The organism is Pontimicrobium sp. SW4 (assembly GCF_039954625.1).
Classification (GTDB): Bacteria; Bacteroidota; Bacteroidia; order Flavobacteriales; family Flavobacteriaceae; genus Pontimicrobium.
Map to the genome: position 1 here is coordinate 304943 of NZ_CP157199.1, position 21804 is coordinate 326746.

At 31.6% G+C, this 21804-nt stretch carries 25 protein-coding genes; 18 read left to right on the forward strand and 7 right to left on the reverse strand.

What is annotated here, in order from left to right:
* The first annotated feature begins 5 nt into the window (after positions 1-5).
* From mgtE to ABGB03_RS01455, 12 genes are all read left to right on the forward strand, one after another.
* Positions 6-1376, forward strand: a complete 1371-nt coding sequence (gene mgtE / locus ABGB03_RS01400; RefSeq protein ID WP_347924212.1) for a magnesium transporter — start codon at positions 6-8, stop codon at positions 1374-1376.
* Positions 1377-1401: 25 nt separating this feature from the next.
* Positions 1402-1767, forward strand: a complete 366-nt coding sequence (locus tag ABGB03_RS01405) for a cupin domain-containing protein (RefSeq protein ID WP_347924214.1) — start codon at positions 1402-1404, stop codon at positions 1765-1767.
* A complete protein-coding gene (locus ABGB03_RS01410; protein WP_347924216.1) occupies positions 1768-2703 on the forward strand; it encodes a 2-hydroxyacid dehydrogenase in 936 nt (311 codons plus the stop codon).
* Between the two features lie 9 nt (positions 2704-2712).
* Positions 2713-3123 (forward strand): response regulator transcription factor, encoded by a 411-nt coding sequence (locus tag ABGB03_RS01415; protein ID WP_347924218.1) that lies wholly within the window; start codon positions 2713-2715, stop codon positions 3121-3123.
* 106 nt (positions 3124-3229) lie between these two features.
* A complete protein-coding gene (locus ABGB03_RS01420; RefSeq protein ID WP_347924220.1) occupies positions 3230-3739 on the forward strand; it encodes a DUF4199 domain-containing protein in 510 nt (169 codons plus the stop codon).
* A 5-nt stretch (positions 3740-3744) separates the two neighbouring features.
* Positions 3745-4200, forward strand: a complete 456-nt coding sequence (locus tag ABGB03_RS01425; RefSeq protein ID WP_347924222.1) for a DUF1801 domain-containing protein — start codon at positions 3745-3747, stop codon at positions 4198-4200.
* Between the two features lie 51 nt (positions 4201-4251).
* Positions 4252-4638: a VOC family protein gene (locus tag ABGB03_RS01430; protein WP_347924224.1), complete on the forward strand. Its 387-nt coding sequence runs from the start codon at positions 4252-4254 to the stop codon at positions 4636-4638.
* A gap of 85 nt (positions 4639-4723) precedes the next feature.
* Complete coding sequence (locus ABGB03_RS01435) at positions 4724-5191, forward strand: hypothetical protein (protein WP_347924226.1); 468 nt, start codon at positions 4724-4726, stop codon at positions 5189-5191.
* A 110-nt stretch (positions 5192-5301) separates the two neighbouring features.
* Positions 5302-5625 (forward strand): metalloregulator ArsR/SmtB family transcription factor, encoded by a 324-nt coding sequence (locus tag ABGB03_RS01440; RefSeq protein WP_347924227.1) that lies wholly within the window; start codon positions 5302-5304, stop codon positions 5623-5625.
* Between the two features lie 47 nt (positions 5626-5672).
* Positions 5673-6170: a DUF6428 family protein gene (locus tag ABGB03_RS01445; protein WP_347924229.1), complete on the forward strand. Its 498-nt coding sequence runs from the start codon at positions 5673-5675 to the stop codon at positions 6168-6170.
* A gap of 2 nt (positions 6171-6172) precedes the next feature.
* Complete coding sequence (locus tag ABGB03_RS01450; protein ID WP_347924231.1) at positions 6173-6664, forward strand: N-acetyltransferase family protein; 492 nt, start codon at positions 6173-6175, stop codon at positions 6662-6664.
* A gap of 136 nt (positions 6665-6800) precedes the next feature.
* A complete protein-coding gene (locus ABGB03_RS01455) occupies positions 6801-7223 on the forward strand; it encodes an arsenate reductase ArsC (protein ID WP_347924232.1) in 423 nt (140 codons plus the stop codon).
* On the opposite strand, the gene ABGB03_RS01460 is transcribed toward ABGB03_RS01455, so the two are convergent.
* From ABGB03_RS01460 to ABGB03_RS01470, 3 genes are all read right to left on the reverse strand, one after another.
* Positions 7215-9029 carry a lysophospholipid acyltransferase family protein gene (locus ABGB03_RS01460; protein WP_347924233.1) on the reverse strand — a complete coding sequence of 605 codons (1815 nt, stop codon included), beginning with the start codon at positions 9027-9029 and terminating at the stop codon, positions 7215-7217. The genes ABGB03_RS01455 and ABGB03_RS01460 overlap by 9 nt on opposite strands.
* 69 nt (positions 9030-9098) lie before the next feature.
* Positions 9099-10349, reverse strand: a complete 1251-nt coding sequence (locus ABGB03_RS01465) for an aspartate kinase (RefSeq protein WP_347924235.1) — start codon at positions 10347-10349, stop codon at positions 9099-9101.
* Positions 10349-10831, reverse strand: a complete 483-nt coding sequence (locus ABGB03_RS01470; protein ID WP_347924237.1) for a GNAT family N-acetyltransferase — start codon at positions 10829-10831, stop codon at positions 10349-10351. Before ABGB03_RS01470 ends, ABGB03_RS01465 begins: the two co-directional genes overlap by 1 nt.
* 132 nt (positions 10832-10963) lie before the next feature.
* On the opposite strand from ABGB03_RS01470, the gene fbp reads away from it, so the two are divergent.
* The gene (gene fbp / locus ABGB03_RS01475; RefSeq protein WP_347926358.1) at positions 10964-11971 is read left to right on the forward strand and encodes a class 1 fructose-bisphosphatase; all 1008 of its coding nucleotides are present in this window, start codon (positions 10964-10966) and stop codon (positions 11969-11971) included.
* A gap of 67 nt (positions 11972-12038) precedes the next feature.
* Here fbp and ABGB03_RS01480 read toward each other — a convergent pair whose 3' ends face one another.
* The gene (locus ABGB03_RS01480; protein WP_347924239.1) at positions 12039-12470 is read right to left on the reverse strand and encodes a TerB family tellurite resistance protein; all 432 of its coding nucleotides are present in this window, start codon (positions 12468-12470) and stop codon (positions 12039-12041) included.
* A gap of 110 nt (positions 12471-12580) precedes the next feature.
* Here ABGB03_RS01480 and mfd point away from each other — a divergent pair, with 110 nt between their 5' ends.
* The 3 genes from mfd (at position 12581) to ABGB03_RS01495 (ending at position 18014) form a co-directional block, all read left to right on the forward strand.
* Positions 12581-15925, forward strand: coding sequence for a transcription-repair coupling factor (gene mfd, locus ABGB03_RS01485; RefSeq protein ID WP_347924241.1), 3345 nt, complete (start codon positions 12581-12583; stop codon positions 15923-15925).
* Between the two features lie 120 nt (positions 15926-16045).
* The gene (locus tag ABGB03_RS01490) at positions 16046-17326 is read left to right on the forward strand and encodes a TlpA disulfide reductase family protein (protein WP_347924243.1); all 1281 of its coding nucleotides are present in this window, start codon (positions 16046-16048) and stop codon (positions 17324-17326) included.
* Positions 17327-17342: 16 nt separating this feature from the next.
* Positions 17343-18014, forward strand: a complete 672-nt coding sequence (locus ABGB03_RS01495; RefSeq protein ID WP_347924245.1) for a pentapeptide repeat-containing protein — start codon at positions 17343-17345, stop codon at positions 18012-18014.
* 131 nt (positions 18015-18145) lie between these two features.
* Here ABGB03_RS01495 and ABGB03_RS01500 read toward each other — a convergent pair whose 3' ends face one another.
* Both ABGB03_RS01500 and ABGB03_RS01505 read right to left on the reverse strand, forming a co-directional pair.
* Positions 18146-18505, reverse strand: a complete 360-nt coding sequence (locus ABGB03_RS01500; protein ID WP_347924247.1) for a YraN family protein — start codon at positions 18503-18505, stop codon at positions 18146-18148.
* 64 nt (positions 18506-18569) lie between these two features.
* On the reverse strand, positions 18570-19523 hold the full coding sequence (locus ABGB03_RS01505; protein ID WP_347924249.1) for a winged helix-turn-helix domain-containing protein: 954 nt from the start codon (positions 19521-19523) through the stop codon (positions 18570-18572).
* Between the two features lie 29 nt (positions 19524-19552).
* Between ABGB03_RS01505 and ABGB03_RS01510 the strand changes: the two genes are divergently transcribed.
* Together ABGB03_RS01510 and ABGB03_RS01515 are read left to right on the forward strand one after the other, a co-directional pair.
* Positions 19553-20113 (forward strand): YceI family protein, encoded by a 561-nt coding sequence (locus ABGB03_RS01510; RefSeq protein WP_347924250.1) that lies wholly within the window; start codon positions 19553-19555, stop codon positions 20111-20113.
* A gap of 8 nt (positions 20114-20121) precedes the next feature.
* Positions 20122-20703, forward strand: coding sequence for a hypothetical protein (locus ABGB03_RS01515; protein ID WP_347924252.1), 582 nt, complete (start codon positions 20122-20124; stop codon positions 20701-20703).
* A 1-nt stretch (position 20704) separates the two neighbouring features.
* Here ABGB03_RS01515 and ABGB03_RS01520 read toward each other — a convergent pair whose 3' ends face one another.
* Positions 20705-21631, reverse strand: coding sequence for an LD-carboxypeptidase (locus ABGB03_RS01520; RefSeq protein WP_347926360.1), 927 nt, complete (start codon positions 21629-21631; stop codon positions 20705-20707).
* Positions 21632-21804: the final 173 nt, after the last annotated feature.

Genomic DNA, 21804 nt, shown 5'->3' on the forward strand with positions numbered 1-21804 from the left:
ATCTTATGTCAGAAGAAACCGAAAACATACAGTTTCAACTCACTGATGAACTCATTGAAAATGTTGAACAGCTTATCGCAGAAAAAAGCGATAAAAAGTTACAACTATTATTAAATGAATTTCATTATGCTGATGTTGCTGAAATTCTTGACGAACTTGATCAAGAAGCAGCAGTGTATGTGATTAAGTTATTAGATTCTGAAACCACTTCAGATATCTTAATGGAACTCGATGAAGATATTCGAGAAAAAGTACTCCAAAATTTATCGGCTAAAGAAATTGCTGAAGAAATTGAAGAGCTAGATACCGATGATGCTGCCGATATGATTTCTGAACTTCCAGAAGAACGTCAGGAAGAAGTAATTTCTAAAATTGAAGACGAAGAGCATAAAGCGGAGATTGAAGAACTTTTAGCTTATGACGAGGATACAGCTGGTGGACTTATGGCGAAAGAACTTGTAAAAGTTTATGAAACCTGGACGGTTGCTGGTTGCATGCGTCGTATTAGAGGTCAAGCCAAAGATGTGACTCGCGTGCACTCTATTTATGTTGTAGACAAACAAGAAAGACTTATTGGTCGTTTGTCTTTAAAAGATTTAATTGTTGCTAAAAGCGATCAAAAAATTGTTGAAATATCTAACTCAAATGTCGATTCCGTAAATGTAAATGAAGAAGCGGAAGAAGTAGTAAGAATAATGTCTAAATACGACTTGGAAGCTATTCCTGTTGTAGATAATGACCAAATTTTACTAGGAAGAATTACTATCGATGACGTTGTAGATGTCATGAAAGAGGAAGCGGATAAAGATTACCAATTAGCAGCAGGTATTACCCAAGATGTAGAGGCAGATGATAGTATTTTTGAGCTTACTAGAGCAAGATTACCTTGGCTTTTTTTAGGTTTGGTAGGAGGTGTTGGTGCATTTTTAATTATGGAAGGTTTTCAAAAAGCTTTCGATACCTATAAAGTACTTTTCTTTTTTACACCATTAATTGCGGCTATGGCTGGAAATGTTGGTGTGCAATCAAGTGCAATTATTGTTCAGGGTTTAGCTAATGACGATGTTAAAGGCAGTATTAATAACCGCTTAATAAAAGAGATGCTTTTAGCGGCACTTAACGGTGTTATTTTAGCGCTATTTTTATTTTTATTTGTATGGCTGTATGAGCATGATATTACTACAGCTTTAGCTATTTCTGTTTCTCTTGTCGCTGTCATTATTATTGCTGGTTTAATAGGAACATTTATTCCTTTATTTTTAGACAAAAGAGGTATAGATCCTGCTATTGCAACTGGCCCTTTTATTACTACAAGTAATGATATTTTTGGAATCTTAATTTATTTTTGGATTGCAAAATTCATTCTTAATATATAGTAATCTTCATAATTAATTCTATTTTATGAAATCAATAAATATCTCTGAAAAATTCAACAAATTCTCTAAAAATTGGCATCCACATCAAATTGCAATTGTTGACAATATGCAAGTCATTTTAGCTAAGTTAAAAGGTGAGTTTGTATGGCATAGTCACGATGATGAAGATGAGTTATTTCAGGTTATAAAAGGCACACTTTATATGCAATTTAGAGATAGAACAGAAGTTGTAAGTGAAGGAGAAATTATTGTAATTCCTAAAGGTGTGGAGCATAATCCTTGTACTAAAAATGATGAGGAAGTACATGTATTATTGTTTGAAAAACTATCAACAGCACATACAGGAAAGGTTATAGACGAAAAAACACAAACGCATTATCCTAAAATCTAGATGAAAATTCTTCACCTCGATACCAATCATTCTTTATTAATCAATCAACTAAATGATTTAGGTTTTATAAATCACGAGGATTATAAATCTTCAAAAGAAGACATTGAAACAAAAATCCATGAGTATGATGGAATTATTATTAGAAGCAGATTCACGATAGATAAAGAGTTCTTAGATAATGCAACCAATCTTAAATTTATTGGAAGAGTAGGAGCTGGACTTGAAAATATTGATTGCGGTTATGCCGAATCAAAAGATGTTTATCTTATTTCTGCGCCTGAAGGAAACCGAAACGCTGTTGGTGAACATGCTTTAGGAATGTTACTTTCGTTGTTTAATAAACTCAATAAAGCAGATAAAGAAGTAAGGCAAGGTAAATGGTTGCGAGAAGACAATAGAGGTATTGAACTAGACGGAAAAACGGTTGGATTGATTGGTTATGGCAATATGGGAAAAGCTTTCGCTAAAAAACTAAGAGGCTTTGAGGTTGAGGTGTTGTGTTATGACATTAAACCCAATGTTGGAGATGAAAATGCAAAGCAAGTAACGCTTCAAGAACTTCAAGACAAAGCAGATGTGCTTAGTCTACATACACCACAAACACCTTTGACTACAAAAATGGTGAATGAAGCTTTTGTTAATCAATTTAAAAAATCGTTTTGGTTAATTAACACAGCAAGAGGTAAGAGCGTTGTGACCTCAGATTTAGTTGAAGCATTAAAATCTGGCAAAATATTAGGAGCAGGGTTAGATGTTTTGGAGTATGAAAAAGCGTCATTTGAGAATTTGTTTTCTTCTGAAATGCTTCAAGCTTTCCAATATTTAATACAATCTGAAAATGTTTTACTCACACCTCATGTAGCAGGTTGGACTATTGAGAGTAAAGAAAAGTTAGCACAAACCATTGTAGATAGAATAAAGCAAAGATTTTGCTAAATTTAAAGCATGAAGAAAACGATTCTTGTTTTTACGCTGCTTATTCTAGCTATATTTCTATTGTTTCAACTTAGTAAATATGCAATGATATCTGGTAATTTAAACCTTGAAATTACGATTGCCGTTATTGCCATAGTTTTCTTTTTTGTTGGTGTGTATCTCAACAAAAAGAGTCTTCATAAAAGGAAAGTTACTTCAACCGAAATTAACCATCAAAAGATTCAAGATTTAGAAATTAGTAATCGAGAATATGAAGTACTTCAGGCCATCTCTGAAGGATTATCAAATAAAGAAATAGCTGAAAAATTATTTCTCTCAGAAAGTACTATAAAAACTCATGTCTCAAATCTTTTAGTAAAGCTAAACGCAAAAAGACGTACACAAGCCATTCAAATTGCTAAAGCATATCAAATTATTTAAAAATGGTTACTTTTAGACTAAAGTATGATTATTTTGGCACTAAAGTATGACTCAAAAAAGGATGTCTTCTTCTACTTTTGAATCATAATTTTTTAAATTCAAAAAGATGAAAAAAACAGTTTTAAAATATGGCTCTTATGGACTTTTAACAGGAGTTGTATTATTTTTAGTTTCAATTTTAGTAACCAAAAGCCTTGATTATTCATTACAAGAAATTTTAGGCTATGTTACCATGGTTGCAACATTATCCTTTATATTTTTCGGAATTAAACATTACAGAGACAAGGTAAATAATGGTGTTGTTAGCTTTGGAAAATCGTTATTGATTGGCTTGCTAATTTCTGCACTTGTTGGAGTGGGAGTTGCTATAGCAGATTATATTTATACAACAGTTGTAAATCCTGATTTTGCTCAAGAATACTTAGATAGAACCATTGCGATTTTAGAAACAGAGTATTCTGGTGCCGAACTTGAAGCCAAAAAGGCAGAACTCACTCAGCAAATGAAGGATTACGGAGGCTCAGGCTTTATGGCTACATTAATGTTTGTAACAGTCGTAATCATTGGATTTATAATTTCATTAATTTCAGGGCTAATCCTTCAACGAAAAAACTAAATATTATGCAGTATAAAGCAACATCACCAGAAGACTACATAAGCCAAATTCCTAAAGAAAGACAAGAAGCAATGAAAAAGCTTCGTAAAGTTATTCAAGATAATTTACCAAAAGGATTTGAAGAAGGAATGAATTATAACATGATTGGTTATTATGTTCCACATTCAATTTACCCAAACGGTTATCACTGTGATACAAAACTACCATTGCCATTTATGAATATTGCTTCACAGAAAAATTTTGTAGCTGTGTATCACATGGGAATGTATGCAAAAAAAGAAATATTAGATTGGTTTACATCTGAATACCCAAAGCATTGTAAATACAAATTAGATATGGGGAAAAGCTGTGTTCGATTTAAAAAAATTGAAGACATTCCATATGAGCTAATAGGTCAGCTAACGGCTAAGATGTCAGCTGATGAATGGATTCAAGTATATGAAAGTGCTTTTAAGAGATAATTCCTAAACTTGTAACAAAATTTTAAACCTAAAGACTAATATATTAAAGAGATGAAAAAAAGAGTAACTGGAATAGGAGGTTTGTTTTTTAAGACTACAGACCCAAAAGCATCTAAAGAATGGTACAAAAAACACTTAGGATTTAATACAGATGATTACGGTTGTACCTTTTGGTGGAAAGACAAAGATGGGAATGATTGCTCAACGCAGTGGAGTCCGTTTGCACAAGACACCAAATATTATGAACCTTCTAAGAAAGATTTCATGTTTAATTATCGCGTTGAAAATTTACATGAACTAATGGCTGTTTTAAAGGAAGAAGGCGTCACTATTATTGGAGATATTCAAGAATATGACTACGGAAAGTTTGGATACATTATGGACAACGACGGAAATAAAATTGAACTATGGGAGCCTGTAGACAAGGCATTTCAATAAACAAAAAGACTCTAAACAAGGAAAAAATTACAGCTAACCAACCTTTATTTTAGTATATTTATATATCTAACCAAAATTATTTAAAATGTCAGATGAAAAAAATTTAGGCGACGATCTTAACGATATGTTAGGCGACGCAAAAGAAAAAGCTAGTGAATTTGCTAATGAAGCTAAAGAAGCTCTAGGTGATGCTAAGGAGAAAGCAAGTGAATTTGCCGATGGCGCAAAAGAAAGCGCTAAAGAATTTGCAAGTGGTGCTAAAGAAGCATTTAATGATGTTACAGCTGGAGATAATAAAAAAATACTAGCTGGAATTTTAGGTATTATCCTTGGTGGATTAGGCGTCCATAAGTTTATTTTAGGTTATAATAAAGAAGGTGGTATATTACTGGGTGTTTGGCTACTTGGAGCTATCCTATCTTGTGTTGGGATTGGACTTTTATTAATATGGATCCCTGGAGTTATTGGATTAATTGAAGGTATCATCTATCTCACAAAATCAGATGAAGAATTTTATAATACGTATCAAGTAGGAAAAAAACCTTGGTTCTAAAATCATAATTTAAAGATCGGAATATTGTTTTCGATCTTTTTTTAATTATTTAATATCGTAATATTGCAATAATACAATTATTTTGTATATTTGTCATCTAAATCAAGATAATGGGAGCGTCAAAAGTAGATATTTATTCAAATGAAATAAACGAAATTGCAGTTGTAGCAAAGGTGTTTTCTCACCCTGCAAGAGTAGCGATTTTACAATATATAAGTAAACAAGAGGCATGTATTTGTAATGATATAGTTGAAGAAATTGGATTAGCTCAAGCTACAATATCACAACACTTAAAAGTCATTAATGACGCAGGATTACTAAGAGGTACTTTTGAAGGAAAAAGCCTTTGTTATTGCTTAAATATTGACCGATTTCAACAATTGCAAGAGCTATTTAATACATTTTTTAATAAAACAAAATTAAATTGTTGCTAACCTTATAATGACAATTAATAATATAACTCACAAGAAAATTAAAGTATATGAAAACTAAAGAATTATTTGAAGTTTTAAATGCACACCAAGACAAATCACTGTTGTTCGAATTTATGCCTAACGAGTTTGTAAAAGCAAATTATCATATTACCGAAGTAAAGCACTTAAAAATTGATTCTGTTGACTGTGGCTCAGGAATAGATGCTTGGAATGAAACTATTATTCAATTATGGGAAAGCCCTCTGGAAATTGGTAAACGCGATTTCATGAGCGTTTATAAGGCCTTAGGAATTTTAAACAAAGTAGGTAAAATGAAACCTTATGATATGGAAGCTGAGGTTAAATTTGAGTACAGTAATAAAACATTTCATACAGCGCAACTGTTTGTTAACGATTTCGAAATACGAGATAATAACTTAATTTTTAAGTTAGCCGTTGAGAAAACTGACTGTAAAGCGAAGACAGTTTGTGGTGTTGTAGATAAAGTTAAAGAAGTATTTGTGTCTGACGAGCTTTGTTGCACACCAGACGGAAATTGTTGCTAGTAATGGATATTTCTATTCGAGCATTTAAAAAGCAAGATTGGAATTCGGTTTCAAGAATTTATGCTGAAGGTATTGCTACTGGAATTGCAACTTTTGAAACCGAAGTTCCTACTTTTGATGTTTGGGATGAAAAATTCATAAAAAAAACTCGTTTAATTGCTGAAGCTAATAATGATGTTTTGGGTTTTGCGGTACTATCTCAAGTTTCTAAGCGTAAAGTTTATAGTGGCGTTGCTGAGGTAACGCTGTATGTAGCAGAAAAGGAACGAGGTAAAGGAATTGGAAAACTATTGTTAAATGCTTTGATAGAAGAAAGTGAAAAAGAAAACTTTTGGACTTTACAGGCTGGAATTTTCTCATCTAATAAAGCAAGTATAGAATTACATGAAAAATGTGGATTTAGAGTCGTGGGTATTAGAGAAAAAATTGGCAAACGTGATGGAAAATGGCATGATAACCACTTTTTAGAAAGGCGAAGTAAGTTAAATAATTAAAAAATTCCTTCCCTTTTAAGGGAAGGTGTCACGAAGTGACGGAAGGGTTAAAAACCACCTCGTCTTTCGATTTATAAAATCGAAACCCACTCCTCCTTATAAAGGAGTAGAATTAAATTGAAGAAAAAATATTTTGATGAAAAACATCCTAGTATTATGTACAGGAAACTCCTGTAGAAGCCAAATGGCACATGGCTATTTGAATCATTTTTTAGATAATAGAAAAGTAAAAGTATATAGCGCAGGCATTGAAACACATGGAATAAACCCTGGAGCTGCAGCAATAATGAAAGAAGATGGTATAGATATATCTAATCACACTTCAAATAATGTTGATGAATACAAAGATATTGATTTTGATTTCATCATTACTGTTTGCGATCATGCCAATGAAAACTGTCCTTATATCCCAAGCAAAAATGCTGTGAGGCTACATCATAATTTTTTCGATCCTTCAAAAGTTATAGGAACCGAAAATGAAAAGCATACTGCTTTTTTAAAAGCTAGAAATGAGATAAAAGATTATTTTAAAAAGTTTGTAGATCAAAATTTACTCTGATGCCTCTGAGTTATTAGAAAACTTACTCTCTAACTCTGCTTGAAACTCTTCCATAACGGGTCTTACAGTGCTTTCTGGCAAGTCGGCAATTTTAATATACATTAAACCGTCAACGGCATTATTAAACAAAGGATCGACATTAAACGCCACCAATTTAGCATTTTGCTTAATATATTTTTTTAGAAGCACAGGTAAACGTAATGCACCAGGTTCAACTTCATCAATAATTTTATCGAATTTGTTTAAATCAGCTTCGGTGGCATCAAATACAAAGTCTTTATCTGCATCTTTTAGTTTTACTTTAAACTCTTTTTTAGGATGTACATATTGCGCTACATAAGGATCGTAGTAATGTGACTTCATAAATTCAATCATTAATGATTTAGAGAAGTTTGAAAACTGATTACTAATACTTACACCACCAATTAAAAATTTATGTTCAGGATAACGAAGCGTTGTATGTACAATACCTTTCCAAAGTAAAAATAAAGGCATTGGTTTTTGCTGATACTCTTTAATAATAAAAGCACGTCCCATTTCTATAGATTGACTCATCATTTTATAAAGCTCTGGTTCAAACCTAAATAAATCTTGAAGGTAGAATCCATCGATACCATAAGCCTCAAAAATCTTTGAGCCTAACCCCATTCTATAAGCTCCAGCAATTACTTTTTTGTCATCGTCCCAAAGGAACATATGGTGATAGTATGTGTCAAATGTATCTAAGTCAATAGCTTCATTTGTGCCTTCTCCAACCTCTCTGAAAGTAATTTCTCTTAAACGACCAATTTCACGTAGAATACTGGGTATTTGTTTGGCATGACATAAGTATACCTCGTAGTTTTTACTTTTTAAAAGCCTACAGTCACTTCCGTTTAGAGCCTCTACTTCAGCAACCATACTTTCTCTGCTTACAGGAGTGACGATATTTTTAGGAGCTTTTGGAACTTTTAAACTAGATTGAAAATTGTCAAGTATTTTGGGCTTGTCAAAGACATTAGATAGCATATAGGTTTTTCGTCTAATAAACTCTGAAAAATCTTTTAGCGATTCATGTTCTTTTTGATCGTTTACTGAAATAGGTTTTCCAACTCTAACCTTTATGGTTCGATGTTTTTGAGTTAGTAATTCTGATGGCAGTTTAGCTGTACGCAATGTGTCGCTAATTTTGGATAAACGATAAAATAGGCGACTATTTTTTGCATGAAAATATATAGGCACTACAGGAACTTCTGCTTTTTTTACTAGCTTCATTGCAGCTTCTTCCCAAGGTTTGTCAACCACTAATTTTCCGTCTTTATAAGTTGAAACTTCGCCAGCTGGAAAAACACCTAATGGATGTCCTTGTTTTAAATGCAATAATGAATTTTTAAAACCAGCAATACTAGATTTTAGATCTTTTCTATCCTCAAAAGGATTTACAGGCATTATATAAGGTTTTAATGGCTCAATGCGATGTAATAAAAAGTTTCCTATAATTTTAAAATCACTTCGTTGTTCCAACATTAGTTTAAGCAACAAAATACCGTCAATACCACCTAAAGGATGATTTGAAACTGTGATATAGGAACCATCTTTTGGAAGACGTTTTAAATCTTCGTCAGGTATTTCAAATTTTATTTGAAAATCATCTAAAAGCGCATTTAAAAAGGGAAGATTGTTAAGGTGTTTGTTTCTATTATAAATTTTATTAATAGTAGAAATATTAAGGACTTTCATTATAATCCATCCAAAAAAAGTTCCAATAAATCCATACTTATCAGCATGAATGGCTTTTGCTACTTCTTTTGCAGTTACTAGTCCCATTTAGTTGTATTTATGAAAGAATTACAAACCTAATCATTTTTTTCATATCAATAAAGACTATTTCTGGTCTTACTTTGTTACAACTTGAACGGTTTCTTGATAGATTTGTTTCAATAAAACTGTTTTATCTTCTTCTAATGCTTTAATAACTTGATTGTTATAGTGTCTAATAGTATAAAGTGATACATTGTTAAAGTAATCTACCTTATATTTTGCTTTAAGATGCAATAATAATTCTTCAAGATTATTATAGTTATTATCTACACAAACTGAAAAACTGATGGCTGAATTTTGTATAACATCCACTTTCATTTTATATAAGTGCAATAATTGAAAAATGTGACTGATATTTTCTTCTACAATAAATGAGAAATCCAATGAGGACAGAGAAAGTAATACTTGGTTCTTCTTAACTATAAAGCAAGGAATTTTAGGATCAATATCAATACCTTTACTTACTGAAGTCCCATTTTCTTGAGGGTTTTTAAATGATTTTACAAATAATGGAATTTCCTTTCTTTGTAATGGTTGTAGTGTTTTTGGATGAATGACAGAAGCACCAAAAAAAGCTAATTCAATGGCTTCTCTATACGATATTTGGTTAATTAGTTGTGCATTTTCAAAATATCTAGGATCTGCATTTAAAACTCCAGGAACGTCTTTCCAAATAGTGACACTTTCAGCATTTAAACAATAGGCAAAAATGGCTGCTGTGTAATCACTTCCTTCTCTTCCTAAAGTGGTATAAAAATTGTTCTTATCGCTTGCAATAAACCCTTGAGAGATATTTAAAATTGATGTATTTATTTTTTTTGAAATATTTTTTTGAGTAGCATCCCAATCTACCGTTGCGCTTCGGTAATAGTTATCTGTTTTAATAAAATCTCTAGCGTCTAATAAGTTATTTTTTATACCTATTTCTTCAAGAAAACTGCTAATTATAGCTGTAGAAGCTAGCTCTCCATATCCTACAACTTGGTCATATACAAAATTGTAATCGGGTGATTTATTCCGATTAAAGAAAATATTTAATTCTTCAAAGAGATTTGCTACAGTTTTAAAAACAGGGTGGTTTTCGTTCTCAAAAAGATTTAATAAAATAGCATTATGATACTTTTTAATTTCTTGGATAGAGCTTTGCAGCTCTTTTACGTTATTTAAATAATTGTCTATAACAACTTCTAACGCATTGGTAGTCTTGCCCATTGCCGAAACAATTACAAGGGTATCATTATAGCCAACGGTTTGCAATACTTTAACTAAGTTTTTTACACCTTCGGCATCTTTAACCGATGCTCCACCAAATTTAAATATGCGCATTAGCTTAAGTTTGAAATGTAATTTTTTATTCCGTTTTCATCTAAATGCACCACATCCCAATCACGTAAAATTTTAGCTCCTTTAGCCTCATATAATTTAATGGCTCCTTCATTCCAATTTATAACTTCCCAATTAATACGCTTTACACCTAGTTCATGCCCATACATAACAACTTTGTCAAGAAGCGCAGTACCAATACCGTGACCTCTCATTTTTTGGCTTACAACCAAGTCTTCAAGATGAATTATTTTTCCTTTCCAAGTAGAAAATCGATTATAAACAATGGCAGTTCCATGTACTTGGTTATCTACTACAGCAACAAAGCATTTAAAAGCGGGGTTGTCTCCAAAACCATCTTTTTGTAAATCATCAATAGTTACTTCTACTGCATCAGCCTCTTTTTCAAATTCTGCCAATTCTTTAATAAGCCCTAAAACACTAGGCATATCACTTTTAGCAGCATCTCTAATTGTAAATTTCATTATAATTATCTAGGAAATTAATAAGGCCAAAGATAGTTTAAAGTTGATAATATTGTTTATTTATTATATAACGAAACCAGATAATTTTGTTAAAAAGTACGATATTTGCACAAAATTAAAGCACAACTTTATATGTCTCAAAGAAATCAAACTTTAGGAGAGTTTATTATTGAAAATCAAACATCTTTTAAATATACTTCAGGTGAATTATCTCGCTTGATAAATTCAATTAGGTTGGCGGCTAAAGTTGTGAATTATGAAGTAAATAAAGCTGGATTAGTAGATATTCTAGGTGCTGCAGGCGAAGAAAACATTCAAGGTGAAAACCAGCAAAAATTAGATGTCTATGCCAATGAAAAATTTATCCAAACACTTACTAACAGAAATATAGTTTGTGGGATTGCTAGTGAAGAAGAAGACGACTTCATCACCATTAATAGTCAGGATGAGAATAATCAAAACAAATATGTAGTGTTAATGGATCCACTGGATGGATCTTCTAATATAGATGTAAATGTGTCGGTTGGTACCATTTTCTCTATTTATAGACGTGTTACTCCTGTTGGTACTCCAGTAACTTTAGAAGATTTTCTTCAAAAAGGAAGTGATCAAGTTGCAGCAGGATATGTTATTTATGGAACGTCAACCATGTTAGTATACACAACTGGAGATGGTGTTAATGGATTTACATTGAACCCTGCTATTGGAACATTTTATTTATCTCACCCAAATATGGAGTTTCCATTAGATGGACAAATCTATTCGGTAAATGAAGGTAATTATATTCGTTTCCCACAAGGTATAAAAGATTACATTAAGTATTGTCAATTAGAAGAGGGTAATCGTCCTTATACATCTAGGTATATAGGTTCTTTAGTGTCCGATTTTCATAGAAATATGATAAAAGGAGGTGTGTATATGTATCCTGAAAGTTCAAGATACCCTAGTGGAAAATTACGTTTGTTATACGAAGCAAACCCAATGGCATTTATTGCAGAACAAGCTAATGGTAAAGCTAGTGACGGTTTTACTAGAATTATGGATTTAAAGCCAACAGAGTTACATCAAAGAATTCCTTTTGTTTGTGGGAGTAAAAATATGGTTGAAAAAGTTGAGGAATTCATGAAGAACGCTAACTAAAAGCTTAAATTTAAGATATAAAAAAAGCGAACTTTTTCAGTTCGCTTTTTTTATATGGCTTTTATAATTATTGATTCATTGTTTTCATTTCCTCAGTAAATGTATCAAGATCAACATTTTCATGCACTAATTTAAGGGCTTTGTCTGTAATGTATTTTGCATTTTCTGCTCTAAATCCTAACCCAATAGCAAACTTTTTAAGCATTTTCACCTGATCCTTACCTTCAATATGATCTGCCCAAACCATTCTTGCCAAATCATATAAACGCTCTAAACGTCTATCGTAAGACAATGGTGGATTAATAGGGTGCGTTTTATAATCTTTTAAAATTTGTTTATAATCGAGTTCCGAAATATTTAAATTTCGTGCTAAGCGATCTAAAAAGGCTTTTTCAGCATCATTAATAATATCATCGCTCATAGCAATCCTTACAATAGCAGCAAAATGATCTTCATTTCGTTTTCTAAAACCGCTATCAAATAAATCTGAAATTGACATAATTTGTAATTTTTTGTGCTGCAAATATAATATTATTAATACGTTTTTGTTCTAATAAAAGGTAAAATTCTAATTAACATTTATTATATATTTGTGCCAAAATTTTCTTAGTGAGTAAAACAACAATCTCGCAAACTTTTTTACAGTCTTTGCAACAGCAAAAACTGCAAATTGCTATTGCCAAAAATGAATCTAAAGTACATTTAAAAGGGCTTTTAGGCTCAGCACTTTCTTTTGTAATTACTAATGCTTTTAAGGAAGCAAACAAGCCATTTTTATTGATTTTTAACGATAAGGAGGAAGCAGCTTATTACCTAAATGACCTTGAGCAATTGCTTAATGATAAAGATGTTTTATTCTACCCAGGAAGCTATAGAAGACCGTATCAAATTGAAGAAACCGATAATGCTAATGTGTTACTTAGGGCTGAAGTTTTAAACAGAATAAATTCTAGAAAAAAGCCAGCAATTATAGTTACGTACCCTGATGCTCTTTTTGAAAAAGTTGTAACTAGAAAGGAGTTAGAGAGAAACACGTTAAAAATCTCGAAAGATGATAATTTATCTATCGATTTTGTAAATGAAGTGTTGTTCGAATATAAATTTAAGCGTGTGGATTTTGTTACTGAACCTGGAGAGTTTTCTGTTAGAGGAGGGATTGTAGATGTGTTTTCCTTTTCTCATGATGAACCATATCGCATTGAGTTTTTTGGGGATGAAGTAGATAGTATTAGAACGTTTGATGTAGAAACGCAATTGTCTACAGAACAGGTTAATAAAATAAATATCATCCCTAATGTTGCAAATAAATTTTTAGAAGAAAGTAGACAGAGTTTTCTTAAATATATTGCTCAAAAAACTGTGGTTTATGCCAAAAATATAGATTTGATGTTCGCAAGGATTGACGACTTCTATAGCAAAGCAGTTGAAGCGTTTAATAATTTGTCTTCTGATATTAAACATGCCGAACCCGAAGCTCTTTTTTGTGATTCAGCATTATTAAAAAAGCAACTGTTAGACTTTAGTTTAGTTGAGTTTGGAACGACTTCGTTTTTCACCAATACAGCTGAACAAATAATTGAATTCAACATTTCCCCTCAACCTTCATTTAACAAACAGTTTAATGTATTAATAGAAAACCTTAATACCAATTACACTAAAGGTTATACGAATTATATTAGTTGTATTTCTGAACAACAAGCAAAGCGTTTTCACGATATTTTTGACGATGTTGAGCAAGATGTACATTACAAAACTTTTGTGCTGTCCTTGCATCAAGGATTTATAGACCATAACAGCAAAATTGTTTGCTATACAGATCATCAAATATTTGAACGCTATCATAAGTTTCATCTTAAAAATGGGTATGCTAAAAAACAAGCTATTACCTTAAAGGAACTCACCAATTTAGATGTTGGCGATTATGTAACACATATAGACCATGGTATTGGCCGTTTTGGAGGCTTACAAAAAATTGATGTTGAAGGAAAAAAACAAGAAGCCATTAAATTAGTTTATGGCGAACGCGATGTATTGTATTTAAGTATACATTCATTACATAAAATCACGAAGTTTAATGGAAAGGATGGCAAACCTCCAAAGATTTATAAATTAGGTAGTAAAGCTTGGAAAACACTTAAACAAAAAACAAAATCTCGTGTTAAGGAAATAGCTTTCAATCTTATTAAATTATATGCAAAACGTAGACTGGAAAAAGGATATCAGTATTTGCCAGATAGTTATATGCAACACGAATTGGAAGCATCTTTTGTATATGAAGACACACCAGATCAAATAACTGCAACTGCTGATATTAAAGCAGACATGGAAAGCGAGCAACCTATGGATCGTTTGGTGTGTGGTGATGTTGGTTTTGGAAAAACAGAAGTAGCTATTAGAGCAGCGTTTAAAGCTGTTGATAATGGAAAACAAGTGGCTATTTTAGTGCCGACAACAATTTTAGCGTATCAACACTATAGAACTTTAACAGAACGCTTAAAAGATTTTCCTGTAACTGTAGATTATCTAAACCGATTTAGAACAGCAAAACAAAAACGGGAAACTTTAGAAAACCTTGAAAATGGAAGAGTCGATATTGTAATTGGCACACATCAATTAGTCAATAAAAATGTCAAATTTAAAGACCTAGGTTTACTCATTGTTGATGAGGAACAAAAATTTGGAGTCGCTGTTAAAGAAAAACTCAAAACTATTAAAGAGAATGTGGATGTGTTGACACTTACAGCTACACCAATACCACGAACGCTTCAATTTAGTTTAATGGCTGCTCGCGATTTATCAGTCATTACAACACCTCCACCAAATCGTTATCCAATAGAAAGTCATGTAATTCGCTTCAGCGAAGAAACTATTCGTGATGCTGTGAGTTATGAAATTCAACGTGGTGGACAAATATTTTTTATTCATAATCGCATAGAAAATATTAAAGAAGTTGCTGGTATGATTCAGCGTTTGGTTCCTGATGCTAAAATTGGTATTGGTCATGGACAAATGGAAGGTAAGAAATTAGAACAGCTTATGTTAGCTTTTATGAATGGTGAATTTGATGTATTAGTAAGTACAACTATTGTTGAAAGTGGTCTGGATGTACCAAATGCAAATACCATATTTATTAATAATGCCAATAATTTTGGGCTAAGTGATTTACATCAAATGCGAGGTCGTGTTGGTAGAAGTAATAAAAAAGCGTTTTGCTATTTCATTACACCAGAATATTCGGCAATGACTGATGATGCACGAAAGCGTATTACCGCTTTAGAGCAGCATACAGAGCTTGGAAGTGGTTTTAATATTGCTATGAAAGATTTAGAAATTCGAGGAGCTGGAGATTTACTTGGTGGTGAGCAAAGTGGTTTTATTAATGAAATTGGATTTGATACGTATCAAAAAATATTAAATGAAGCCATTGAAGAGCTCAAAGAAAATGAGTTTAAAGATTTATATAAAGATGAAGAGAAAGAAAAAACGTATGTAAAGGACATAACAATCGACACAGATTTTGAGTTATTATTTCCTGATGATTATATAAACAATATTGCCGAACGTTTAAGTCTATATACCGAGTTAAACGAGCTGAAAACAGAAGAAGAATTGGAAAGTTTTGAGATAAGATTAGTTGATCGTTTTGGCGAGTTACCAGTTCAAGTTGCGGATTTATTAAACAGTGTTCGTGTAAAATGGATGGCAACCAAGTTAGGCTTTGAAAAAATAATAATGAAACAAAACAAATGCATTGGATATTTTATAAAAGATCAGCAAAGTAGTTTTTACCAAAGCGCTAACTTTACAAAAGTGTTGCAATACATTCAAAATCATCCTACTGCTTGTAAAATGAAAGAAAAACAAACACGCCAAGGTTTACGTTTATTGCTTACTTTTGAAAACATAAAATCGGTAGATAATGCTTTAAAAGTATTACAACCAATTTTGGCTTGATTGTTGAAACAATTATAAATAAAAATCCGTGACCATAAAACTTAATAAGGGTCTTATTAATAAATAACTACAATGTTGAAAAAACTAATTTTCATTCTCTCAATTTTTCCAACTTTTTTAATGGCGCAGCATACCATAAAAGGGACATTTTCTCCAGCTAAAGATTATCCTTTCGCGGTATTATACAAAGTAACGCCAACAACTACTCTATATGTGGCAAATACACAAATGGACGAGAAGGGAAATTTTCAATTTGATCTTGACTCTACAGTTAACAAAGGCATCTATAGGTTGGTATATGCTTTACCACAAGAAGAGTTTAATTTCGATATAATTTATAATGCTAACGAAGATGTTTCGTTAACCTTTAATACTGAGACAGGTGTCGATTTTAAAGCATCTGTAGAAAATACTTTAATGAGTTCATACACAAATAGTATGTCACTTATTAGTCAAAGCATAGGGAATTTTTATAATCAACAAAGCCAAGACAGTTTAGCTTTAATGGCAATTTTTAAAACCCAAAAGGAAACACAAATAGAATATGAAAAAGCTGCTGAAAACTCTATAGCTAGTAATTTTATAAAAGCTAATAGGCCATATATTCCTGAATCTTACGAGGATATTTCAACCTATATAGAAAATCTAAAAAAACACTTTTTTAATGACGTGAATTTTAACAATGAAGTACTGCAGAGTTCTAATTTTTTAATAGAGCGTGTGCTTAATTATGTGTTTGGAATGGCTTCTAATAAGGAAGATGAAATAGATGATTATAAACGCAACATAGATGAAGTTTATGAGGCAATGAAAGATGCCAAACCAGAAATTAAAAGCACTTTATTAGAAGTTGTTTGGCAACAAATGGTTGACACTAATTTTGAGGAAGTTGCAAATTATATTTCTGATAGGTATTTAATAAAGCTAGCAGAATCTTTAAAAGACACTGAATTAGTAAATGGACTCAAGCTTTTTAAAAGTGTATCTATAGGTAACAAAGCACCAGAATTTGATGTGTTCGTAGAAAAAAATGGAGAACGAACACCAATTTCAATGTACTCTTTAGATGTAGCCAAAAAGTATATTGTTGTTTTTTGGAGTAGCTCATGTTCACATTGTTTAGAAGAAATCCCACAATTACAAGCGCATCTTCAAAGCCTAAATAATCCTGATTATAAAGTAATTGCTATTGGTTTAGAAGACGATACTTACCAATGGGAGAAAGAAATTGTTAAATATCCAGAGTTTATACACGTTCTAGGTTTAGGAAAATGGGAAAATAAAATTGGTAATAGTTATAATGTGGGTGCAACGCCAACATATTTTATTTTAGATAGCGATAAAAAAATATTAGCGAAGCCTTATGATATAGCCGCTTTGAAAGAGTTTATTAGTAAGTAGTCGCTATTCATTAAAAATGAACCAAGAAATAATTAATTTACTAAACGATTTAAAAGAAAATCCATCAACCGAAAAAGTTGATCATATAATTCTTTTAGAAAAAGTTTATTCTAAATATTCCAACGGAATAAAAGAACTCGAACCGATTGCTCATTTCTATCTGAACGGATTTGACGATTTACCTGCGTTAAAAGAAAAGCATTTGTGGAATGAATCAAAATTTTATGAAATAAGAAAAGACTTTGTTAATACTCATAGCGAACTGATTCAACTAATCGATTCAACAATAAGTGACATGAAATGCAATGAATCTGATTATCATCAATTAACAAAAGTAGAATTCTTAGAGCAATTAAGATCTGGGAAAACAATATTTGAAGAAATTGACTTGGAAAATATGGACTTGAGAAATGAGAATCTTTCAGGAATAACTTTTCAAAATTGTTTTATTTCTGCCGATTTCAGAAATTCTAACTTAAGAGGTGCGAAGTTCATAAAAAGTAACATTAAAACTTCAGATTTTCGGAATGCGGATTTGACCAACGGATTAATGGAAAATGTGTCTTTCGAATCCACAAAATTTAAAGGAGCTAAAACAAATAGTTTTATTTTTAATGATAATTATTGTCATTCAGTTGAAGGAATCGGACAAACCGAATTTAATGATTGGGTAATAGAAATGGAATAAAAGCCGAAACATCTATAACACTTATTATTTATTGTCAGTGTAAGTTTTACCAAAATTCGTGAGGGCTTTCTATTCGGTTTGTATATGTAAAATTAGGTAAACGGAACGGGCAAAAATTATATATGAACACATTAAAAATGATAAAAAGCATTCTCTAAATGTTCAATATTGTATGATTTTCCTTGTTTTACAATAGCAATAATATCAAAGCGAATTTCTACATCTAAATCATTAACAGTAACATACTCATCAACAGCTTTTACTAGGCGTTGTATTTGTTTTGGTTTTACAAAATCTTGCGGATTACCAAATTCTAAAGAGGAACGTGTTTTAACTTCAATAATGGCAAGGGTGTCTTTTTGTTTGGCAATAATATCAACTTCGGCTTTTTCAAATCGGTAATTGCGTTCTATGATTTCATATTTATTCTTAAGTAGATAATCTACAGCCAATTGCTCGCCTTTTTTACCAAGTTCGTTGTGTTGTGCCATAAATAAAGTATTCAGTAGTAGTCTTTAGTTTGCAGTTAATTAAAATGAATATAATAAATTAAGTTTACTTTTTAAGGACTTCCAATTTATAACCAACTCCATGAGTGTTGGTTATTTTTATAGAATCATCATCTTGTAGTTTCTTGCGAAGCTTAGAGATATAAGTATCTAAACTTCTACCAACAACCACACCATTATCTTCCCAAACGCGTTTTTCTAATTCATCACGTTTTACAGTTTGGTTAGGATTAGCCACCAAAATTTCCAATAGCTCACATTCTTTTTTAGAAAGGTTTATTTCTTTGGCCTTTTTAACCAATTTATTTTGATTAGGATAAAAGTGATAGCTGCCTATTTCAGCATAGTTCTCATTGTTTGTTAAAGTAGATGCACTATGTTTCCTTTTGTAAAACACAATAGTAAAAACCAATAAAGCTCCAAGAATAAGAATATATAAATACTCTAAGCTTGTAACTTCTTGTGCTTTTGTAAACCTAACACTAATTACATAACAGGCTTTTGGTAGTTGTCTTCCACTACAAGGTACAATGTCATTTTCAACATCTTGTTTAATTTCATAGCTGTAGGCAACCTCTTCATTTTCGCAGTGTTTTACTTCTGTTAGATAATGTTTTGGCAAACCTGCTTTTTCAAAACTATTTTTAATGGTGTTAACTAAAGTATCTGGATGTATGGAAATCGTTTCTTCAAAAGACAGTTGAAATTTTAAATTCTCTAAAGCAATTATAGGCTTTACCAAAGATGTAGAATCTTGATTAAATAACAATAATCTGTGACCAACATCACGTAAAGATACTTTGGCAACTTCGGCTAACTCTTTATCACTATTTCTGGAACTGGATAATACACAAATTAAAAAAGCAACTAAGGCTAAACTTCTAAAAAAATATTTGGCGCTGTAATTCATAATTAATTGTAAAAAAAAGACAATTTCACGACTTTTTGCAGTTGTTGACACATCTTTTACACTTTTTTGACATTTTTCTTCAGCTTTCAAAATAGTTTTACCAAAAAAAACAAATCATCATGAAACGTACAGTTATCACATTTATCATTATTGCATGCTCAAATTTAATTAGCGCTCAAACCGAAGTGCCAATCAACACTTCTAAAAGCACCATAAATTGGAAAGGAACTATGCTTTTTAACTTTGGGGAACATTTTGGAACAGCTAAATTTAAGAAAGGTAAAATAACAAAAGTAAAGAACAAGATTTCAGGCGGAACATTTATAGTTGATATGAATACCATGTTAAATACAGATGGAGATTATAATGAAGACTTAGTGAACCATTTAAAAAACGAAGATTTTTTTGATGTAAAAAAACACCCAACCTCAAGCTTAGCCATAAGCAAGGTAACATATAATGACAATGGAAGTTTAAGAATTGATGCAGATCTGACAATAATTGGAATTACTAAACCAATATTTTTTGATGCCAAACTCATAAACGACAACAAAATGATAACCAAATTTAAAATTGATCGTACGGATTGGAACATTAGATATGGCTCTAAAGACAAAGTCAGTGTAAAAGACTACGCCATTTCTGATGCTATTGAATTTGAAGTAGAATTGTATTTTTAATACCCAAAATGAAAAAAATAATCACAATATCACTATTTCTTTTTTCTTTAGTTGGATTTAGTCAAGAAAAACAAGATCTCGCAGTCTTTGAAACTGATAGTACTTGGATAAAAGAAATCATCGAATTCCCTATTGGGTTTGCTCAAGAAATTAAATACGAAGGATTTGAAGATTTACGTTTCCCTCAAGGTTGGTCTAAAGAGGATAGCCCAAATTTTTGGTCTTATGTTTGGGCTTGGAGTATTATTGACACAGAAGAAGTAACGACGAACGATTTAGAAAAAAACATACAGTATTATTTTGATGGCTTATTAGGTCTTGATTTTTATAAAATAGACGACAAACCTTTGCGGAAAACAAATGCAGTATTTATTAAAAAAAATAAATCGCAATTTGTTGGTAAAGTAAAAACACATGATACTCGTTACACCAAAAAGCCTATGACACTAAATGTAACTGTAGAAACTTCTTTTTGTGAACAAGAAAATAAAACAATCATCCATTTTAGGTTTTCACCAAAACCGTTTGATAACCCAGTTTGGGATACATTGGCTGAAGTAAAGCTTAAAAAAGACTTTTGTGAAAACTAAATTAGTCTTCAAAAACAACCGTAGACTGTTCACTGCCAACTTTCAACTTAACCGTTCTTCCCAAAATTAATGCACGATTATCATCTTCGTGACCAGCTGGAAAATCAAACAATACAGGAAAATCGTATTCGGCAACTACATCTAAAATTAATTGTTCTACAGTCGTTCCCCAAGGCGTTGTGTTTTTTCGCATGTTACTCATGTCTCCAACAATGAGTCCTTTTAGGTTATTAAAATAACCTGCTCGTTTTAAGCTTTGCAACATTCGGTCGATATGATATTTGTACTCACCAATTTCTTCAATAAATAAAATTTTACCTGAGGTATCAATACTTGTCTTTGAGCCTAGCATAGTATGTAGTAAGGTTAAGTTTCCACCAACTAATGGACCACTAGTATTTCCAATTTTATTATACTTTGAACCTTCAACGGTATAGTTTAAAGGTTGGCCAAACAAAGCACATTTAAACGTTTCTATAGTATGCTCTATCTCTGTTAAATCATCTTTTAAACTCGTACACATCATTGCATGAATGCTCTCACTGCCTTCAATATTTAACTGGTTATGAATGGCAGTAATATCAGAATACCCAATAATCCATTTAGGGTTTTCTTTAAACCTAGTATAATCTAATTTGTCAATCATTCTCACAGTGCCATAACCACCACGCGCACACCAAATGGCTTTTATATTTGGATTATCTAATGCTTTTTGAAAATCGCTTGCTCGCTCATCATCTGTTCCAGCAAAATGATTCGCTTTTTTAAAAACATGATCACCAACAATAACATTAAGTCCCCAGCTTTTAAGTAACTCTTTAGCTTGGTTTATTTCTTTTTCACGGTTTTTTAAAATCCCTGAAGGAGCAACTATGGCAACTGAATCACCAGCTTTTAAATGTTGCGGTTGTATAAAAGGTTTGGACATTGTTGTATTTGAATAAGATGAATTGGATGACTGAGCTAAAACCATACTTTGACCAAATAAAGTCAGTATTAATAAAGTGTATATAATGCGTTTAAAAATCATATTAATGGCTTTTTGTAAATATAACGAAGTTCTAATTAATTTGGTTTCTAAATAGGATTCAAATTGTGTAT

Excerpts from the sequence above, each read along its gene's own strand:
- mgtE (WP_347924212.1), top strand. The coding sequence starts at position 6 with ATGTCAGAAGAAACCGAAAACATACAGTTTCAACTCACTGATGAACTC.
- ABGB03_RS01405 (WP_347924214.1), top strand. The coding sequence starts at position 1,402 with ATGAAATCAATAAATATCTCTGAAAAATTCAACAAATTCTCTAAAAAT.
- ABGB03_RS01410 (WP_347924216.1), top strand. The coding sequence starts at position 1,768 with ATGAAAATTCTTCACCTCGATACCAATCATTCTTTATTAATCAATCAA.
- ABGB03_RS01415 (WP_347924218.1), top strand. The coding sequence starts at position 2,713 with ATGAAGAAAACGATTCTTGTTTTTACGCTGCTTATTCTAGCTATATTT.
- ABGB03_RS01420 (WP_347924220.1), top strand. The coding sequence starts at position 3,230 with ATGAAAAAAACAGTTTTAAAATATGGCTCTTATGGACTTTTAACAGGA.
- ABGB03_RS01425 (WP_347924222.1), top strand. The coding sequence starts at position 3,745 with ATGCAGTATAAAGCAACATCACCAGAAGACTACATAAGCCAAATTCCT.
- ABGB03_RS01430 (WP_347924224.1), top strand. The coding sequence starts at position 4,252 with ATGAAAAAAAGAGTAACTGGAATAGGAGGTTTGTTTTTTAAGACTACA.
- ABGB03_RS01435 (WP_347924226.1), top strand. The coding sequence starts at position 4,724 with ATGTCAGATGAAAAAAATTTAGGCGACGATCTTAACGATATGTTAGGC.
- ABGB03_RS01440 (WP_347924227.1), top strand. The coding sequence starts at position 5,302 with ATGGGAGCGTCAAAAGTAGATATTTATTCAAATGAAATAAACGAAATT.
- ABGB03_RS01445 (WP_347924229.1), top strand. The coding sequence starts at position 5,673 with ATGAAAACTAAAGAATTATTTGAAGTTTTAAATGCACACCAAGACAAA.
- ABGB03_RS01450 (WP_347924231.1), top strand. The coding sequence starts at position 6,173 with ATGGATATTTCTATTCGAGCATTTAAAAAGCAAGATTGGAATTCGGTT.
- ABGB03_RS01455 (WP_347924232.1), top strand. The coding sequence starts at position 6,801 with ATGAAAAACATCCTAGTATTATGTACAGGAAACTCCTGTAGAAGCCAA.
- ABGB03_RS01460 (WP_347924233.1), bottom strand. The coding sequence starts at position 9,029 with ATGGGACTAGTAACTGCAAAAGAAGTAGCAAAAGCCATTCATGCTGAT.
- ABGB03_RS01465 (WP_347924235.1), bottom strand. The coding sequence starts at position 10,349 with ATGCGCATATTTAAATTTGGTGGAGCATCGGTTAAAGATGCCGAAGGT.
- ABGB03_RS01470 (WP_347924237.1), bottom strand. The coding sequence starts at position 10,831 with ATGAAATTTACAATTAGAGATGCTGCTAAAAGTGATATGCCTAGTGTT.
- fbp (WP_347926358.1), top strand. The coding sequence starts at position 10,964 with ATGTCTCAAAGAAATCAAACTTTAGGAGAGTTTATTATTGAAAATCAA.
- ABGB03_RS01480 (WP_347924239.1), bottom strand. The coding sequence starts at position 12,470 with ATGTCAATTTCAGATTTATTTGATAGCGGTTTTAGAAAACGAAATGAA.
- ABGB03_RS01490 (WP_347924243.1), top strand. The coding sequence starts at position 16,046 with ATGGCGCAGCATACCATAAAAGGGACATTTTCTCCAGCTAAAGATTAT.
- ABGB03_RS01495 (WP_347924245.1), top strand. The coding sequence starts at position 17,343 with ATGAACCAAGAAATAATTAATTTACTAAACGATTTAAAAGAAAATCCA.
- ABGB03_RS01500 (WP_347924247.1), bottom strand. The coding sequence starts at position 18,505 with ATGGCACAACACAACGAACTTGGTAAAAAAGGCGAGCAATTGGCTGTA.
- ABGB03_RS01510 (WP_347924250.1), top strand. The coding sequence starts at position 19,553 with ATGAAACGTACAGTTATCACATTTATCATTATTGCATGCTCAAATTTA.
- ABGB03_RS01515 (WP_347924252.1), top strand. The coding sequence starts at position 20,122 with ATGAAAAAAATAATCACAATATCACTATTTCTTTTTTCTTTAGTTGGA.
- ABGB03_RS01520 (WP_347926360.1), bottom strand. The coding sequence starts at position 21,631 with ATGTCCAAACCTTTTATACAACCGCAACATTTAAAAGCTGGTGATTCA.